This window comes from Faecalibacterium sp. I2-3-92 (assembly GCF_023347315.1).
Classification (GTDB): domain Bacteria; phylum Bacillota; class Clostridia; order Oscillospirales; family Ruminococcaceae; genus Faecalibacterium; species Faecalibacterium duncaniae.
The window spans coordinates 2867116-2884024 of the sequence record NZ_CP094470.1; the positions used below are offsets into that span (position 1 = coordinate 2867116).

Genomic DNA, 16909 nt, shown 5'->3' on the forward strand with positions numbered 1-16909 from the left:
CTGCGCTGCATTCTCCATAAAATCAGGCAGATCTTGCGCCGCCGCACGATTTTGTTTTCATTCTGTTTTTCACATTGTACACTTCTTTTGTATACTTCTCCAAACTTTCTTTCGTCATATTGACAAAAAAAAGAAAAGCGTATCTTGTTCTGTGCAAAATGCCATTTCCGCTAAAACTGAAGAATCGGCAAACCAGTCGAAAGGCTGCGACGCAAAGCTACAGGGCCTGTAACATGGCAGCCAGCTGCACGTTATTCTCTCCGGGTAAGGTAATACGAAACCTTGCACCTCCTTGTGAAGATGCGTCGGCTTCCCTTCAGGAGAGCGAGCGCACAGCGGGCCTACAAGGGTTCAGAGCGTCGTACCAGCCGTTTGGCCGGTGCGGCGCTCTTTTGTTTTGGCTGAAATAGAGAGAGTTTTTTGGGAAATCATTGAAAAGGAGTAAAAAATTATGAGACCAAAGCGTTTGATCAGCTTATTGGTTGCGGTCTGCATGATGATCACCATGCTGCCCCTGTCGGCAGTCACAGCATTTGCAGCAGACACGGCAGCGCCAACTGGTACAGCCAGCTATGGCGATTACGAGTATGACTATACGATAAATACAGAAGACGGTACTGCAACCATCACAAAATTTCGTGCCCTTGTTGATGGCTCCTACGACATCACCATACCCACAGATTTTGGCAGATTCCCTGTAACTGCTATCGGCGATGATGCCTTTAGAGGTTGCTCTGCTCTGAAGAAGGTCACCATTCCACAAAGCGTCACTTCCATCGGCGATTCTGCCTTTGCAGGTTGCCACAACTTGGACTCTGTTACCATCAAGGACGCTGCCACATCAATAGGAAGCCGGGCCTTTACGGAATGCCCTCTTACAACAACGCTTTCATTAGGTAAAAAAATTACGACGATCGGCGATGATGCCTTTTATGATTGCCGTGGTCTGACGAGCGTCACCATTCCACAAAGCGTCACTTCCATCGGCAAGGAAGCCTTTTACCAATGCATTCATCTTAAAACGCTTTCGTTCGGTGAGAATATTAAGACGAATATTGAGACGATCGGCGATGATGCCTTTTATTATTGCATTGAGCTGAAGAGTGTCACCATTCCACAAAGCGTCACTTCCATCGGCAATGATGCCTTTGGACAATGCCATGACTTGCAATCTCTTACCATCAAGGACGCTGCCACATCGATAGGACACCGGGCCTTTTTAGGGTGCACTTCTCTTGAAACGATTTCGTTAGGTGAGAATATTAAGACGATCGGCTATCATGCCTTTAATTCTTGCACTTCCATTAATCTGACGAACGTCACCATCCCGGAAAATGTAACAACCATTAGACCTGGTACCTTTGACTATTGCACCCATCTGGAATACATTACGCTCCCTGCTGGATTGACTTCTTTCCAAGACAGTCTGAAAGGTTGTCCGGCTGGGAACCCCAATGGTGCCATCTACTACAAAAACTACAAGGCCGCCGCAGATGCTCTGCTTGCAGACAATGATGACAATTCTAACATTGATGACAATGATAAACTGAAAAAGCGCAATTTTCTTTACCTCTGCAAGGTGACCTTTGATGCCAAGGGCGGCGACCTGACCGACTCCGCTGAGGTGCCGGTTTATAAGACCGAAAAAATCACTGAGACCAAGGCAAACGATCTGACTGCCATCCATGATCCCACCCGTCCGGGTTACAAGTTCACCGGCTGGTACACCGAAGATGGCAAGCTCTTTAATGTGAAAGATACCGCAATTATGGAGGACATCACCCTCCATGCCGGTTGGGAGTTCGACCCCAATGCTCTGAGCTGCCACCAGCTGACCTTGAAGGACGGCGTTATCACCAGCGTAACAGTGCCCGGCAAGAATGGTGCTGACCCCGAGGATATCACCGAGATCGTTAAAAAGAATGCCAACGAGGACGGTTCCTTTCATGTCCCCGAGGGTGCAACGGTGAGTGTTGCATTTGATAAGGATGCTTTTGCAGATAGCGGTCTGAAATTTGGCCACTGGGATATCACCGGCCTGGATGATCCGAACGCTTATCAGGATAAGGAAAGCTTTGCCTTTGAGATGCCTGCAAAGGCCGTGACCCTGAAAGCCATGACACAGGATGCATCCATTGAAGATGACGAGCCCAATGTGCTGGGCACTGCCGCAATCATTGGTACTGCCGCTGTGGGCGGTGCAGTGCTGGGCTATCAGGCCTATTCTCTGGGCACTGAATTTGCAGGCAAGCTGATGGCTCTGCCCTACTTCCCCAGCAACCGCAGCGCTCTTGCCATGATGCTGTGGGAGGATGCAGGCAAGCCCATGCCCGAATCTGAACTGCTCTACCCCGATGTCGGGCAGGAAGAGCGGGATATGGACCTGCAGCACGCCGCCCGCTGGGCCATGGAAAACGAGCTTATCCCTGACCTGAACGATGAGGGCACGGCTCCGGAAGAGATGAAGTTCTTCCCGGCCAATCCCGTAAGCAAGCTCGATGTGCTGAATGCATGGCAGAAGGCACAGGAGCTCAAGAACAACTAACGCCATCCCCGAATATTCCCAAATATACGTAGAAGCGCCTCATCCTTCACCGGATGGGGCGCTTCTGCGTTGTAATGAGTTAATGAGTCGCAGCGGGTGTGGTCAGCTACTACATCTGCAAGTGGCTTGAGGAACAGTTCAAGGCCGGTAAGCACTAACCCTTAGCAATCAGGAAGCCCCCTCGGTATTCGCACTACCGCGGGGGCTTCTTGTTGCTTTGGTGGAGCCATGGAATGGTTCCGTAGTCTCATCTACAACTTTAGTATATGCACTCCTGCGCAAAAAGTCAAGAGGGCCGCCACAGATTTTGTTTCGCATCTGCGCCTGTTTCAGCTTATCACGCCCACAGATCCTCGGGGTACAGGCCCTCCTGGGTTTTCTGGGCGATGGCGGCCACCACGGTGGGCTTATCCTCGCGGTAGGTCACGCCGTACCACTTATCGGTGCTCTTGAGCACGGTGACTGCTGCCTTGCCCTCATCGATGAGCTCGCTGGCCACAGTGGGCAGGAAATACTCGCATTTGAGGGGGTTCTTGGGCAGATTCTCACGCAGCCAGCCTGCAAAGCGGCGGTCGGCCTCGCCCAGGAAGCTCTTGCCGAAGCCCCACAGGTTCATGCTGACAGGTGCTTCCACCGGCAGGTCATCCGTGCCCTCACCGGTGAGGGAGGTGCAGCGGATGCCGCCCTCATAGGTCTCGATGCCGGTGCGCTCGGTCACGCTGTGCAGGGTGCCGTCCGGGTTTACCACGCAGACACCGCGGGAGACGGTGCCGTTCTCGGAGACGGTATTTTTGAGCAGGTAGCTCACCATGCAGTAATCGTAAACTGCACCGTCCTGATGGGTGGACAGATACGCATAGATGACCTTGAAGGCCTCGGGGCCGTAGTAATCGTCCGCGTTGATGACAGCGAAGGGACCATCAATGAGGTCTTTTGCGGCCAGCACGGCGTGGCAGGTGCCCCAGGGCTTGACACGGCCCTCGGGGATGGTGAAGCCTGCGGGCAGCTCATCCAGCTGCTGGAAAGCGTATTTCACGTTCATGCCCTGAGAGACGCGGTCACCGATGGCGGCTTTGAAAGCCTCCTCGATCTCGTGCTTGATGACAAAGATCACAGTCTCAAAGCCTGCGCGGTGGGCATCGTACAGGGAGTACTCCACAATGGGCTGACCCTTGGGGCCCACCGGGTCGATCTGCTTCATGCCGCCGTAACGGCTGCCCATGCCGGCAGCCATGACCACCAATACCGGTTTGTTCATTTTTCTTTCCTCCTGCGTCAGTGCGCTGTTCTTTGAGTCTATTATACTCCAAATTTTCCCGGGCAACAAGGGACAGCTTTTCCTTGAATTTTTGCATGGATTCTCACCCGCTGCCGTGATAGAATAGAGGCAATGGAGTTTCCGCAGAAAAGGAGAATGCTTATGTCAACCAAAACTGTCTGGATCACCGGCGCGTCCTCCGGCATCGGGCGGGAGTTTGCCCGCCGCTATGCCCGGCTGGGCTTCCGGCTCATTCTGACCGCCCGCCGCCGCGACCGGCTGGAGACCCTTGCCGCTGAGCTCCGGGCGAAACACGGCACCCTCTGCCGCATCGTACCCGCCGACCTTGCGCAGGATGCGCAGGTCACCGCCCTGTGCGAAGCACTGGCAGACGAGCGCATCGACCTGTTCCTCAACAACGCGGGCTTTGGTGCCTGCGGTGCCTTTTCCGAGACGGACGCGGGCAAGGAGCTTTCCATGCTGCGGGTGAACGTGCTGGCCATGCACCGGCTGTTCAAGTTCACCCTGCGCAAGATGGAAGCCCAGGGCTTCGGCACCATCCTGAACGTGGCATCCTCGGCGGGCCTGCTGCCGGGCGGGCCCTATATGGCGGGCTACTACGCCTCCAAAGCATACGTTGTCAGCCTGACCCGCGGCGTGGCTGAGGAGCTGCGGGAGCAGCACAGCCCGGTCTATGTCTGTGCCCTCTGCCCCGGCCCCGTGGACACCGAGTTCAACGACCGCGCCGACGTGGTGTTCGCCCTCAAGGGCATCACCCCGGAGCTCTGCGTGGAGGAAGCCATGCGCGGGATGCTCCGCCGCAAGACCATCATCGTGCCCAGCACCCTGATGCGCCTTGCCACCACGGCCCAGAAGCTCGTTCCCACGCCCCTGCTCATGCCCATCCTGGCCCACCAGCAGAAGAAAAAGCTGGGCTGATGGCCGCTTGACAGCGCACCGCCGCTCATGTATCTTAGAGGTATCCGAAAAAGCAGGAGGAAGTCTAATATGGCATGGTTATACCATTTCAATCAGATCGTCACCCACGGCATGGAGGGGTTTCTGGAGACGGCAGTGCCGCTGATCTCCGGGTTGGCTGAGATCATCGGCCTGTTCATCATCGTCACCAGCCTTGTCAAGGCCACCTACCACTATGTGCGGGTCACCTTTTTCCATGGCCAGCACGATTTCCTCCACGAGATGTCCAGCGGCCTGACCACGGCGCTGGAGTTCCTGATGTCGGCGGAGATCGCCAAGACCTTCCTGTTGCAGAATCTGGAATCGGTGGTGCCGCTGGCGGCCACCTTTGCCCTGCGGGCCATGATGAGCCTGATGCTCCACTGGGAGATGGAGGGCGGGCACCGCTCCGGCCGCAAAAAGGAAGAAACGCCCGCCGGCGAGGCCGAGAAAAAAGAATGACTTATAAAGTTTCCCTCTTTTTTCTCGGTTCTGTGTTGTGTAAAACGTAAAAATCGTGCCCCGGCTCTTGACAGTTTTGCACAAAGGGGCTATACTCGTGCCATCGAAAGCAAAGGCGCTGACGGAAGTGATTCCGCCAGCGCCTTTTGTGTTTTCGCTGGATATTGCTCGGGAGGAATAGAGGGCCTCCTGAACAAGGCTCCCGCGCACATTCGGTGCGGGGAGCGCATTACAAACCGGGGAGGTATTATAATGTTCAGTTCCATAAACACCTGTTGGGTGCTGGTTGCGGCATTCCTGGTCTACTTTATGCAGGCCGGTTTTGCGCTGTGTGAGGCGGGCTTTACCCGCGCCAAAAACACCGGCAACATCCTGATGAAAAACATGATGGACTTCTGCATCGGCACACCGTGCTACTGGGTCATCGGCTTCGGCCTGATGTTCGGCGGCACAAGCGCGCTGATCGGCGGGTTCGATCCGTTCATTCAGGGCGATTACAGCCACCTGGGGCTTGATATCCCGCTGTGGGTGTACATCGTGTTCCAGACCGTGTTCTGTGCCACGGCAGCCACCATTGTGTCCGGCTCCATGGCCGAGCGCACCAACTTCAAGGCTTACTGCGTTTATTCCGCTGCCATTTCGCTGGTGGTCTACCCCATCTGCGGCCACTGGATGTGGGGCGGCGGCTGGCTGCAGAGCATGGGCTTCCATGATTTTGCCGGTTCCGCAGCCGTTCACAATGTGGGCGGCGTGATCGCCCTGCTGGGTGCCGCAATGCTCGGCCCCCGCATCGGCAAATACGATAAGGACGGCAACCCCCACGCCATTCCCGGCCACAACCTGACCGCCGGTGCGCTGGGCGTGTTCATCCTGTGGTTCTGCTGGTTCGGCTTCAACGGCGGCTCTTCCCTGAGCCTTGCCACCGATGAGGCCATGACCCTGACGGGCCTTGTCTGCTTCAACACCAACCTGGCCGCTGCCGTTGCCACCTGCGTGACCATGATCTTCACCTGGCTGCGCTACGGCAAGCCCGATGTCTCCATGACCCTGAACGGCTCTCTGGCCGGTCTGGTCGCCATCACCGCAGGCTGTGACACGGTCTCTCCCTTCGGTGCCTTCCTCATCGGCTTCGTGGCCGGTATCCTCGTGGTCCTGAGCGTTGAATTCTTTGATAAGATCGCAAAGATCGATGACCCCGTGGGTGCTGTCTCCGTTCACTTTGCAAACGGCGTGTGGGGCACCATTGCTGTGGGCCTGTTCTCCAATGGCGGCGACGGCGTGGGCAAGGGCCTGTTCTACGGCGGCGGCTTTGCACAGCTGGGCACCCAGCTGCTGGGCCTTATCACTGTTGATGTGTACGTTGTGGTCGTGATGTTCATCATCTTCAAGATCATCGACAAGACCATCGGCCTGCGCGTCCCCGCTGAGGTGGAGATCGACGGCCTGGATATCCACGAGCACGGCCTGACTTCCGCTTACGCCGGTTTCTCCATCTCCGATGCCAACGCCGCTGCCATGGTGCCCAACGAGAACACCGATCTGGGCGAGGATGATGCCTCCAAGGCAAGCGCCGTGCAGATGAACGCTGCCGTGCCTGTGGTCAAGGAGCCTGCCGTCATCCACGATGGCATCTACGACACCGGTATGCACAAGGTATCCATCATTGCAAAGCTCTCCAAGTTTGATTCGCTCAAGACCGCGCTGAACGATCTGGGTGTGACCGGCATGACCGTGACCCAGGTGATGGGCTGCGGCATCCAGAAGGGCACCACCGAGAAATACCGCGGCGTGCCTGTGGACAGCACCCTGCTGCCCAAGATCAAGGTCGAGGTCATCGTTTCCAAGATCAGCGTGGACGCTGTGGTGGATGCCGCCAAGAAGGCCCTGTACACCGGCCACATCGGCGATGGCAAGATCTTTGTCTACAACGTGACCCGCGTAGTCAAGATCCGCACCGGCGAAGAGGACTTCGCCGCTCTGCAGGATGTGGAGTAACGCTCCGCACAATTTCAACCGCTGTCCCGCTTTGAAAGCGTGACGATATTTGTTCTCCTTGTTCTCCTTTTCCTTTTTCTGAAATCCATTCGGCAGAACCCCTGCTTCCTCCGCACAAGGAAGCAGGGGTTTGTCGTTGTCACCACAATGTGAGCCCCCCTGCAATGGTTCCGGGTTGACATCCCCGTGCGGGCGTGTTATTTTGGAGTGTAAAATTTTCAGTTTTTTTGTATCAGGAGTTTCTATGAGCAACTTGAATGATTTTAACCGCGAGGCCAAAGCCGCCCTGTGGGTGGCCCTGCAATGGCTGCTGCTGGCCGTGCCCACGGGTCTGGTCTGCGGCGCAGTCGGCACAGCGTTCCACCTGAGCGTGGAGTACGTCACCGAGCTGCGGGCCGCGCAGAGCTGGCTGCTGCTCTGCCTGCCGCTGGCGGGCCTTGCCATCGTGGCACTCTACAAGGTCACAAAGTGCGAAGGCGTGGGCACCAACAACGTCATCCGCGCCGTGCAGAGCGGCGAGCCGGTCAGCCTGCTGCTGGTGCCCGCCATCTTTCTGGGCACGGTGCTCACCCACCTGTGCGGCGGTTCTGCCGGCCGCGAGGGTGCAGCCCTGCAGATGGGCGGCAGCATCGGCTGGAACGTGGGAAAACTGCTCCATCTGAGCGACTACGTCCGCCGCACCGCCACCATCAGCGGGATGGCCGCGTTCTTTTCCGCTCTGTTCGGCACCCCGCTGACCGCCGCCCTGTTTGCCATGATGGTGGAGGACGTGGGGCTGACGTTCACTTCGGCCTTTATGCCCGCGTTCACTTCGGCCCTCATTGCTTACGGCGTATCCCTGTTCTTCGGGATCGCCCCGACCAATTTTGTGCTCAATTCCATCCCGCACCTGACGCTGGAAACCGCGCTTCAGACCGCCCTGCTGGGCATTGCCTGTGCCGCCGTGACCCGGCTGTTCTGCTGGACGCTTCACACCCTGGAACACGGGATCCCCAAACGGATCCCGAATCCCTGGCTCCGGGCTTTTGCGGGCGGTGCAGCCGTGGTAGCGTTCTCGTATCTGTTCGGTGTCGGGCGGTACAACGGGGCCGGAATGGCCGTCATTGCCGATGCCGTGGAGCAGGGAGCCGCGCTGCCCTGGGATTTTCTGTGCAAGATCTTCCTGACCGCCCTGACCCTGGCAGTAGGCTTCAAAGGCGGCGAGGTGGTCCCAAGTTTCTACATCGGGGCGACCTTTGGCTGTGTGGCTGGCCCCCTGCTGGGCCTGCCCGCCGGGTTTGCCGGTGCCATCGGTCTGGTCTGCGTGTTCTGCGGAGCCACAAACGCCCTGATCCCCTCCATCCTGCTGGGATTCGAGCTGTTTGGCGGGCAGGGGCTGGAGCTTATTGCGCTGGGCTGCGGCGTGTGCTACATGCTCTCGGGCCACCACGGCCTCTACAGCAGCCAGACCTTTGTCACCAACAAGCTGCGGCCGGAGTATGCCTCCCACAAGTGGCGGGGCAAGCTGAAGAAAAAAGAAGAATGATTTTTCGCAGATTTTCGCCGCGGAGAGCTTGATTTTTTGCCGCCATCGTGCTACAATCAGCGTAGTTTCATCCTGACCAAAGCGATGATGCGGACATACCGAAGCTCGTTCCCCATGACGCAGAGAGGGCTGCCCCGGATACCGGGTGCTGCAAGCAGCCTGCCGTGCATCGGGCTTCTACCACCGCAGAGCGCAGAGGAGAACCTCTGCCGGGTGCGCCCGTTACAGCACAGCGAGTGGCGTGTTCTCAAGGGCACGCAATTCGGGTGGAACCGTGGAACGCGTGAAATCTTCAGGCGCTTCATCCCGTAAATTTGAGCGGGATGGAGCGCTTTTTTGTTTTAACTTTCATCAAAAGGAGAACCACTATGAAGATCATCTACAAAGACGGCCATGTGGACGAGTGCCCGCAGGACCAGGAACTGCATGTTATCCGCCACACCGCTGCTCACATCATGGCGCAGGCTATCAAGCGCCTGTACCCCGAGGCTGACTTTGCCTTTGGCCCCGCCACCGAGAACGGCTTCTACTACGATGTCGATCTGGGCGACACCAAGCTCACCGATGACGATCTGGCCAACATCGAAAAAGAGATGCGCAAGATCTGCAAGGAAAATCTGGCCATCAAGCCCTTCATCCTGCCCCGTGACGAGGCTGTGAAGCTGATGGAGGAGCGCCAGGAGCACTACAAGATCGAGCACATGGCTGATCTAGCCGACGAGACTGAGTTCAGCTTCTTCCAGCAGGGCGAGTACGTTGACATGTGCATCGGACCCCACCTGACCTACACCAAGGCGCTGAAGGCCTTCAAGATCACCCAGCAGTCCGGCGCATACTGGAAGAACGACAAGGAAAACAAGATGCTGACCCGTATCAACGGTGTGGCATTCCACAACCAGGAAGAGCTGGAAGCCTGGGAGAAGGAGCAGCAGGAGGCCCGTGAGCGCGATCACCGCAAGATCGGCAAGGAGATGGGCCTGTTTATGACCGACGACCTGGTGGGCCGCGGCCTGCCCATGTTCCTGCCCGCAGGCTACACCGTCTGGCAGGAGCTGGAGAACTATATCAAGGAGAAGGAGCGTGCACGCGGCTACCTGCACGTGATGACCCCCTGCATCGGTACCGTGAACCTGTACAAGACCTCCGGCCACTGGGATCACTACCGCGAGAACATGTTCCCCGCCATGGAGATGGAGGGCGAGAGCTACGTCCTGCGCCCGATGAACTGCCCCCACCACATGATGATCTACGCAAATCGTCCCCACTCTTACCGTGACCTGCCCATGCGCATCGGTGAGATCGCACACGATTTCCGCTACGAGTCCTCCGGCACCCTGAAGGGCATTGAGCGCGGCCGCCACTTCTGCCAGAACGATGCCCACCTGTTCTGCACTCCGGAGCAGATCAAGAGCGAGGTCGCCGATGTCTGCAACCTGATCTTCGAGACCTACAAGGACTTCAAGATCACCGATTACCGCTGCGTTCTGTCCCTGCGTGACCCCGCCGACAAGAAGAAGTACCACGACGACGATGCCATGTGGAACCACGCCGAAAATGCTCTGCGCGAGGTGCTGACCGAGCTGGGCATCCACTTCACCGAGGAGATCGGCGAGGCCGCCTTCTACGGCCCCAAGCTGGACGTGAACGTCAAGCCCGCCGTGGGTGCTGAGTACACCCTGTCCACCTGCCAGCTGGACTTCTGCCTGCCCGCAAAGTTCCACCTGACCTATGTGGACAAGGACGGCTCCGAAAAGACCCCCGTTGTCCTGCACCGTGCGATCCTGGGCTCCCTGGACCGCTTCATGGCCTACCTGATCGAGGAGACCAAGGGCAAGTTCCCCACCTGGCTGGCACCTGTTCAGGTCAAGGTCCTGCCCGTTTCCGAAAAGACCCTCGAGTATGCGGAGAGCATCACCGAGAAGCTGGTGGAGGCCGGTGTCCGCGTGGCTCTGGACGACGACAACCAGAAGATCGGCTACAAGATCCGTGCCGCACAGCAGGTGGACCGTGTGCCCTACATGCTGGTTCTGGGTGCAAAGGAAGCCGAGGCCGGCAACCTCTCTGTCCGTGACCGCAAGGGCGAGACCACCACGATGGAAGTGGATGAATTCATCGCAAAGGTCACCGAGGAGATCAAGACCCGCGCATATAACAACTGATTTCGCCTGAAATAAACAGTAAGCGCCGCGTTCCCAAACCGGGAGCACGGCGCTTGTTTTATAATATCCTGTTTCAAACCCCGCTGCTGCCACGGGAGCTGATGCTCATAGGCGGCACTCCACTGAATACCGCCTGACCATTTACGGTGTTCTGGGTCATGCCGATAATATCCAGCAGCTGACTTTCACTGTACGTCGTCGGATAGTGGAGAATCGTTTCATTCTGGCAGATGTATTTTCCTGCCGCCGTTTCAACTGCGCCTGCACGTTCCAGCTTTGCCAGAATTTTTCCCAACTGTTTACGATCCAGCCGGGTTCCCTTTTCTGTCAACGCCGCAGAGAGCTGCTGCGCTGTCAGTGGCTTTTCCCGCACCAGCAGCGCCAGTGCCAGTTCGGACGGGGCCAGGTGGTACAGTGCCAGACCTTTTCTCAGCCAGATGCCTTTTTGTTTCATTTCGCAGCCCTCCTTTTATGATTCTGGCCTAAGTATATCATATTCTCCTGTTTTTGCAAGAATCGAACAGTTGATTTTTGCCTTTCCGAATTTTTGTGTTAATTTTTCGTGCAATGCATTGATTTTTTCGTGCAATGCATTATAATTCAATTGAAAGGAGTTGATTTTTATGGCAACCACGAATATCAGCATCCGGATGGATTCCGACCTGAAAGCACAGGCAGAAGCCCTGTTTGCAGAGCTGGGCATGAATCTTTCCACCGCATTCAACGTCTTTGTCCGTCAGTCTCTGCGTGACGGCGGCATTCCCTTTGAGATCAAGATGGATCAGCCCAACAAGGAAACCATGGCCGCCATGTTGGAAGCGGAACGCATTGCAAAAGACCCGAATGTAAAGCACTATTCTGATGTAGAAGAGGCTCTTCGGGAGTTGAAGCGATGAACCGCGATATCGTCTGGACGAACCAATTCAAGAAGGACTACAAACTTGCTCAAAAACGGCATCTCGACATTGATCTTCTGGATAATATCATCCGCACCTTATCACATGGGGAACCGCTCCCAGAGAAAAACAGAGACCACGCTTTGACCGGCGATTGGATCGGCCATCGCGAATGCCACATCCAGCCAGACTGGCTGCTCATCTACCGCATCGAAGACAATGTGCTCGTTTTGACTTTGGCCCGCACCGGTAGCCACAGCGATTTATTCAACAAATAATGCGAAACAAACAGCGCCGCTTTCCCATGACCGGGAGAGCGGCGCTGTTCGTTTACTGATTTTTTCGGTCTGCCCACGCACGGACGGCGGAGTAGAGGGCGGCGAAGACAAGCCCGGCCACGGCCCAGATGATCCAGCTCTTTTCCCAGTTGTTGTTCCAGAAGCTGACAGCGAGGTACACCGCCGTTACAAGGCACCAGTAGGCCCCGGCAAACCAACCGACGCGGCGGTTCGTCCACTTTTCGCGGACGGTATATTCCCCCGTTTGCAGCAGCTTATCAAAGCTGCCCTGGGTGATCCCGGCCCGGATGAGCAACTGTACTGCACCGGCCACAATGGCCAGCAGCAGGCCGACTGCGGCAGCGACCCAGAAGTCTGGTACTTCCAGCATGGCCGTACCCAGGATCGGCACCACGGCCAGCACACAGAGCACCACGCCCTGGGTCATGCTGCGGCGGTAGGTGGGCGCATACTCCTGTTTCTGCCGCTCCACGATGCCCTCCACACCATAGGCAAGGGCGATCTGCTCTTTTTCCAGATATTCAAACGCTTCCAGCCGGATGGCGGCGGGCAGGATGAGCAGCAGCCCCAGCGCGACGAAGAGCAGCAGGAAGATAACACCGAGCCATGCCATCCGCTCTTCGCTGGGTGTACCATCGCTCCATGCGCCCAGAACAAGCAGCGCGATGGGGCTGAGGATGCACAAGCCCACACCCGCCGCAATCTTCCCATGCACGGCCTGCACCGTGCTGAGATATGCGTTTGCCTCGTCAAGTGAGACGGTGCGGCAGGGTTCTGTCACCCGCTCTTCCTCCGGCAGCGGGGCCGTGGCATCGGGCTGTTCCAGCTCATCTTTTAATAAGTAGTCGGTACTCACTTCAAACAGAGCACTCAGCTTCAGTATTTTATCCAAGTCGGGGATGGACGTTCCGCCCTCCCACTTCGAGACAGCCTGACGCGAAACGTTCAACTGATCGGCAAGCTCTTCCTGGCTCCATCCATTCTGGCGGCGGAGCAGGGCAATTTTTTCTGCTAAGATCATACTGTATTCCTCATTTCAGCCGCAGTGCGGCGGGTGTGGATCGATCTTCGGACAGGTTCCTGTGGTCTTATCATAGCAGATTTTCCAGTTGACAACCACCAATTGCGGCTTGAAATTTGTCAACCAGCGGTTGCAGCCACGCAAAAACCGCCTGCACCCAGCATAATCGCATGGGCACAGGCGGCTTTGTTTCTACTATTTGTTACTTCAGCAGGTTATTATCCGCGAAGTAGTCAATGCGCATGGCTTTGCGGACATTGGCCAGGGTGGCGGCAGCGGTCTTTTCAGCCACGGCGCTGCCTTCCTTCAGGATCTCCACGACCTCGGGCAGGCGCTGCTCCCACTCCTTGCGGCGGTTGCGGATGGGCTCCAGCTCGGCCTGCATGACGGCGTTGAGGAACTTCTTGATCTTCACGTCGCCCAGACCGCCGCGCTGATAGTGGGCCTTGAGCTCATCGAGGTTCTGGTACTCCGGCAGGAACTCGGCGAAGTGCTCGGGGCGGCTGAAAGCGTCCAAATAGATGAACACGGGGTTGCCCTCCACCTTGCCGGGGTCCTGCACCCGCAGGTGGTTGGGGTCGGTGTACATGGACATGATCTTCTTCTTGATGTCCTCGGGCTCATCCGACAGGTAGATGCAGTTGCCCAGGCTCTTGCTCATCTTGGCCTTGCCGTCGATGCCGGGCAGGCGCAGGCAGGCGGCATTCTGGGGCAGCATGATCTCAGGCATGGTCAGGGTCTCGCCGTAGACGGCGTTGAACTTGTGCACGATCTCGCGGCACTGCTCCAGCATGGGCATCTGATCCTCACCGGCCGGCACAGTGGTGGCACCGAATGCCGTGATATCCGCTGCCTGGCTGATGGGGTAGGTGAAGAAGCCCACCGGGATGCTGGTCTCGAAGTTCCGCATCTGGATCTCGCTCTTCACGGTGGGGTTGCGCTGCAGGCGGCTCACCGTGACCAGATTCATATAATAGAAGCTCAGCTCTGTCAGCTGAGGCACCATGGACTGGATGAAGATGTGGACCTTGTTGGGGTCCAGACCGCAGGCCAGATAGTCCAGTGCCACCTGCAGGATGTTCTGGCGGACCTTCTCCGGGTTATCGGCGTTGTCCGTCAGGGCCTGCGCGTCAGCGATCATAATATAGATCTCGTCGAACTTGCCGGTGTTCTGCAGGCGCACGCGCTCCTTCAAAGAGCCAACGTAGTGGCCAACATGCAGGCGGCCCGTGGGACGGTCGCCGGTCAGAATGATCTGTTTCATTGTAATTCTTCTCCTCAAAAGTCTCCTTGCTCCGCCTTGCCTTTTCCGAAAAACGTTCTGCTTCTGCCAAGGGCTCCCCTACCAGGGGAGCCCTTGGCCGCCGCCAGGCGGACTGAGAGGTTTAATCGTTATTTATAAGTATATCCCCCGCCGCATTCGCTGTCAACAAAAAGAAAAAAGCGATGGAACATTTCCATCGCTTTACTGGCGCCTCTTGCCTGACTCGAACAGGCGACACCCTGATTAACAGTCAGGTGCTCTAACCGACTGAGCTAAAGAGGCATCTATATAAAACGGCATACAGCCGTTTTACTACTATAAAATGGTGACCCGTACCGGAATCGAACCGATGTTAAAGGCGTGAGAGGCCTCTGTCTTAACCGCTTGACCAACGGGCCATACGTCCATTTTCGCATCGGGGTTTCGCTCCCGACTCGATTATTTTAGCATAGCAGTCGTACTTTGTCAACAGGAAATTTCAAGTTTTTCAGAAATTTGTGCTGCGGGCCTCCCGCCCCGGTTTTTCCATTCTGGGATACCCAGTTGCATCCAGAATCGACAAAATATTATCAAAGTTGTGTTTTGGGTCTCTTTTCTTTATTTTGTTCGCCGCGGTTCCCCTTCCTTCTTATGAAATCACTTCAAACAGCTAAGATTCTGAATGAAATTTGTTACATTTATAAGAACCTTTTGTCCCCTCTGGTTGATTTTGGAATGTTTTTATGTATAATGATAAACAGGAGAATACGCATCTGTATTTCTTCATCGCCCGCGCTGCCCATTGGCTAAGGGCCTGTGCGTCGCGCGATCAGAATTGATCTGAACGAAAGAAGAGGTATAAGTATCATGGCAAAGGTAGATCTGAGCAAGTACGGCATTACCGGCACGACCGAGGTCGTGTATAACCCCTCTTACGAGCAGCTGTTCGAGGAAGAGACCAAGCCCGGCCTGGAAGGCTACGAAGTGGGCAAGGTCAGCGAGCTGGGCGCTGTGAACGTTATGACCGGCATCTACACCGGCCGTTCCCCCAAGGACAAGTTCATCGTGATGGACGAGAACTCCAAGAACACCGTTTGGTGGACCAGCGACGAGTACAAGAACGACAACCACCCCGCTTCTGAGGAAGCCTGGGCTGCCGTGAAGGAGATTGCAAAGAAGGAGCTGTCCAACAAGCGCCTGTACGTTGTGGATGCTTTCTGCGGCGCAAACAAGGACACCCGCATGGCTGTCCGTTTCATCATGGAAGTGGCCTGGCAGGCACACTTCGTCACCAACATGTTCATCAAGCCCACCGCTGAGGAGCTGGAGAACTTTGAGCCTGATTTCGTTGTTTACAACGCTTCCAAGGCCAAGGTCGAGAACTACAAGGAGCTGGGCCTGAACTCCGAGACTGCTGTTATGTTCAACATCACCAGCAAGGAGCAGGTCATCGTCAACACCTGGTACGGCGGCGAGATGAAGAAGGGCATGTTCTCCATGATGAACTACTTCCTGCCGCTGAAGGGCATTGCTTCCATGCACTGCTCCGCCAACACCGATATGGAGGGCAAGAACACTGCCATCTTCTTCGGTCTGTCCGGCACCGGCAAGACCACCCTGTCCACCGATCCCAAGCGTCTGCTGATCGGCGATGACGAGCACGGCTGGGACGACAACGGCGTGTTCAACTTCGAGGGCGGCTGCTACGCAAAGGTCATCAACCTGGATAAGGACTCCGAGCCTGATATCTACAACGCCATCAAGCGCAACGCTCTGCTGGAGAACGTCACTTTGGATGCTGAGGGCCACATCGACTTCGCTGACAAGTCTGTCACCGAGAACACCCGTGTGTCCTACCCCATCAACCACATCCAGAACATTGTCCGCCCCATCTCTTCTGCACCTGCTGCAAAGAATGTCATCTTCCTGTCTGCTGACGCATTCGGCGTTCTGCCTCCTGTCTCTATCCTGAGCCCCGAGCAGACCCAGTACTACTTCCTGTCCGGCTTCACCGCCAAGCTGGCAGGCACCGAGCGCGGCATCACTGAGCCCACCCCCACCTTCTCCGCTTGCTTCGGCCAGGCTTTCCTGGAGCTGCACCCCACCAAGTACGCTGAGGAGCTGGTCAAGAAGATGAAGATGAGCGGCGCTAAGGCTTACCTGGTCAACACCGGCTGGAACGGCACCGGCAAGCGCATCTCCATCAAGGACACCCGTGGTATCATCGATGCTATCCTGAACGGCGATATCAACAACGTGCCCACCAAGAAGATCCCCTACTTCGACTTCGAGGTTCCCACCGTCCTGAACGGTGTTGACACCGGCATCCTGGATCCCCGCGATACCTACGCCGACGCTTCCCAGTGGGAGGAGAAGGCCAAGGATCTGGCTGGCCGCTTCATCAAGAACTTCAAGAAGTACGAGGGTAACGAGCACGGCAAGGCTCTGGTCTCTGCCGGCCCCCAGCTGTAAGCTCTGATCCCAGCATTTTTCTTCTGAACTCCATATAAAATATCCCCCGCTGCCTGTCCATTGACCGAACAGGCGGC

The 16909-nt window shown here is 56.5% G+C and carries 14 protein-coding genes, 2 tRNA genes and 1 riboswitch; of the genes, 9 read left to right on the forward strand and 7 right to left on the reverse strand.

Annotation, left to right across the window (positions count from 1 at the left end; translation table 11 throughout):
- The first annotated feature begins 176 nt into the window (after positions 1-176).
- Positions 177-252, forward strand: a riboswitch (cyclic di-GMP riboswitch).
- Positions 253-351: 99 nt separating this feature from the next.
- Positions 352-507 carry a hypothetical protein gene (locus tag MTP42_RS14140; protein ID WP_249257616.1) on the reverse strand — a complete coding sequence of 52 codons (156 nt, stop codon included), beginning with the start codon at positions 505-507 and terminating at the stop codon, positions 352-354.
- On the opposite strand from MTP42_RS14140, the gene MTP42_RS14145 reads away from it, so the two are divergent.
- Positions 494-2545 carry a leucine-rich repeat protein gene (locus MTP42_RS14145; RefSeq protein WP_249257617.1) on the forward strand — a complete coding sequence of 684 codons (2052 nt, stop codon included), beginning with the start codon at positions 494-496 and terminating at the stop codon, positions 2543-2545. The genes MTP42_RS14140 and MTP42_RS14145 overlap by 14 nt on opposite strands.
- 337 nt (positions 2546-2882) lie before the next feature.
- On the opposite strand, the gene MTP42_RS14150 is transcribed toward MTP42_RS14145, so the two are convergent.
- Positions 2883-3803 carry a nucleotidyltransferase family protein gene (locus tag MTP42_RS14150; RefSeq protein ID WP_249257619.1) on the reverse strand — a complete coding sequence of 307 codons (921 nt, stop codon included), beginning with the start codon at positions 3801-3803 and terminating at the stop codon, positions 2883-2885.
- 162 nt (positions 3804-3965) lie between these two features.
- Here MTP42_RS14150 and MTP42_RS14155 point away from each other — a divergent pair, with 162 nt between their 5' ends.
- The 5 genes from MTP42_RS14155 (at position 3966) to thrS (ending at position 10901) form a co-directional block, all read left to right on the forward strand.
- Positions 3966-4742, forward strand: a complete 777-nt coding sequence (locus tag MTP42_RS14155; RefSeq protein ID WP_249257621.1) for an SDR family NAD(P)-dependent oxidoreductase — start codon at positions 3966-3968, stop codon at positions 4740-4742.
- A gap of 69 nt (positions 4743-4811) precedes the next feature.
- Positions 4812-5222 carry a DUF1622 domain-containing protein gene (locus MTP42_RS14160; RefSeq protein ID WP_154277096.1) on the forward strand — a complete coding sequence of 137 codons (411 nt, stop codon included), beginning with the start codon at positions 4812-4814 and terminating at the stop codon, positions 5220-5222.
- Positions 5223-5474: 252 nt separating this feature from the next.
- Positions 5475-7217, forward strand: coding sequence for an ammonium transporter (locus tag MTP42_RS14165; RefSeq protein WP_249257623.1), 1743 nt, complete (start codon positions 5475-5477; stop codon positions 7215-7217).
- Positions 7218-7461: 244 nt separating this feature from the next.
- The gene (locus MTP42_RS14170) at positions 7462-8742 is read left to right on the forward strand and encodes a chloride channel protein (RefSeq protein ID WP_249257624.1); all 1281 of its coding nucleotides are present in this window, start codon (positions 7462-7464) and stop codon (positions 8740-8742) included.
- A gap of 368 nt (positions 8743-9110) precedes the next feature.
- The gene (gene thrS / locus MTP42_RS14175) at positions 9111-10901 is read left to right on the forward strand and encodes a threonine--tRNA ligase (RefSeq protein WP_097771397.1); all 1791 of its coding nucleotides are present in this window, start codon (positions 9111-9113) and stop codon (positions 10899-10901) included.
- Between the two features lie 73 nt (positions 10902-10974).
- Here thrS and MTP42_RS14180 read toward each other — a convergent pair whose 3' ends face one another.
- A complete protein-coding gene (locus MTP42_RS14180; RefSeq protein ID WP_249257625.1) occupies positions 10975-11355 on the reverse strand; it encodes a hypothetical protein in 381 nt (126 codons plus the stop codon).
- A 169-nt stretch (positions 11356-11524) separates the two neighbouring features.
- Here MTP42_RS14180 and MTP42_RS14185 point away from each other — a divergent pair, with 169 nt between their 5' ends.
- Both MTP42_RS14185 and MTP42_RS14190 read left to right on the forward strand, forming a co-directional pair.
- Positions 11525-11797, forward strand: a complete 273-nt coding sequence (locus MTP42_RS14185; RefSeq protein WP_097773160.1) for a type II toxin-antitoxin system RelB/DinJ family antitoxin — start codon at positions 11525-11527, stop codon at positions 11795-11797.
- The gene (locus MTP42_RS14190) at positions 11794-12075 is read left to right on the forward strand and encodes a type II toxin-antitoxin system YafQ family toxin (RefSeq protein ID WP_097773159.1); all 282 of its coding nucleotides are present in this window, start codon (positions 11794-11796) and stop codon (positions 12073-12075) included. Before MTP42_RS14185 ends, MTP42_RS14190 begins: the two co-directional genes overlap by 4 nt.
- A gap of 52 nt (positions 12076-12127) precedes the next feature.
- Here the strand turns inward: MTP42_RS14190 and MTP42_RS14195 are convergent, their stop codons facing one another.
- The 4 genes from MTP42_RS14195 to MTP42_RS14210 form a co-directional block, all read right to left on the reverse strand.
- Positions 12128-13117: a helix-turn-helix domain-containing protein gene (locus MTP42_RS14195; RefSeq protein WP_249257626.1), complete on the reverse strand. Its 990-nt coding sequence runs from the start codon at positions 13115-13117 to the stop codon at positions 12128-12130.
- A 202-nt stretch (positions 13118-13319) separates the two neighbouring features.
- The gene (trpS, locus tag MTP42_RS14200; protein WP_005934814.1) at positions 13320-14381 is read right to left on the reverse strand and encodes a tryptophan--tRNA ligase; all 1062 of its coding nucleotides are present in this window, start codon (positions 14379-14381) and stop codon (positions 13320-13322) included.
- Positions 14382-14586: 205 nt separating this feature from the next.
- Positions 14587-14663, reverse strand: a tRNA-Asn gene (locus tag MTP42_RS14205).
- A 41-nt stretch (positions 14664-14704) separates the two neighbouring features.
- Positions 14705-14779: transfer RNA gene (locus MTP42_RS14210), tRNA-Glu, on the reverse strand.
- Positions 14780-15227: 448 nt separating this feature from the next.
- Between MTP42_RS14210 and pckA the strand changes: the two genes are divergently transcribed.
- Positions 15228-16832, forward strand: coding sequence for a phosphoenolpyruvate carboxykinase (ATP) (gene pckA / locus MTP42_RS14215; protein ID WP_249257627.1), 1605 nt, complete (start codon positions 15228-15230; stop codon positions 16830-16832).
- Positions 16833-16909 lie beyond the last annotated feature (77 nt).

What these genes read in the sequence shown, in the direction of transcription:
- MTP42_RS14185 (WP_097773160.1), top strand. Translation starts at nt 11,525, where the DNA reads ATGGCAACCACGAATATCAGCATCCGGATGGATTCCGACCTGAAAGCA.
- MTP42_RS14160 (WP_154277096.1), top strand. Translation starts at nt 4,812, where the DNA reads ATGGCATGGTTATACCATTTCAATCAGATCGTCACCCACGGCATGGAG.
- pckA (WP_249257627.1), top strand. Translation starts at nt 15,228, where the DNA reads ATGGCAAAGGTAGATCTGAGCAAGTACGGCATTACCGGCACGACCGAG.
- trpS (WP_005934814.1), bottom strand. Translation starts at nt 14,381, where the DNA reads ATGAAACAGATCATTCTGACCGGCGACCGTCCCACGGGCCGCCTGCAT.
- MTP42_RS14165 (WP_249257623.1), top strand. Translation starts at nt 5,475, where the DNA reads ATGTTCAGTTCCATAAACACCTGTTGGGTGCTGGTTGCGGCATTCCTG.
- thrS (WP_097771397.1), top strand. Translation starts at nt 9,111, where the DNA reads ATGAAGATCATCTACAAAGACGGCCATGTGGACGAGTGCCCGCAGGAC.
- MTP42_RS14170 (WP_249257624.1), top strand. Translation starts at nt 7,462, where the DNA reads ATGAGCAACTTGAATGATTTTAACCGCGAGGCCAAAGCCGCCCTGTGG.
- MTP42_RS14190 (WP_097773159.1), top strand. Translation starts at nt 11,794, where the DNA reads ATGAACCGCGATATCGTCTGGACGAACCAATTCAAGAAGGACTACAAA.
- MTP42_RS14180 (WP_249257625.1), bottom strand. Translation starts at nt 11,355, where the DNA reads ATGAAACAAAAAGGCATCTGGCTGAGAAAAGGTCTGGCACTGTACCAC.
- MTP42_RS14195 (WP_249257626.1), bottom strand. Translation starts at nt 13,117, where the DNA reads ATGATCTTAGCAGAAAAAATTGCCCTGCTCCGCCGCCAGAATGGATGG.
- MTP42_RS14140 (WP_249257616.1), bottom strand. Translation starts at nt 507, where the DNA reads ATGGTGATCATCATGCAGACCGCAACCAATAAGCTGATCAAACGCTTT.
- MTP42_RS14145 (WP_249257617.1), top strand. Translation starts at nt 494, where the DNA reads ATGATGATCACCATGCTGCCCCTGTCGGCAGTCACAGCATTTGCAGCA.
- MTP42_RS14150 (WP_249257619.1), bottom strand. Translation starts at nt 3,803, where the DNA reads ATGAACAAACCGGTATTGGTGGTCATGGCTGCCGGCATGGGCAGCCGT.
- MTP42_RS14155 (WP_249257621.1), top strand. Translation starts at nt 3,966, where the DNA reads ATGTCAACCAAAACTGTCTGGATCACCGGCGCGTCCTCCGGCATCGGG.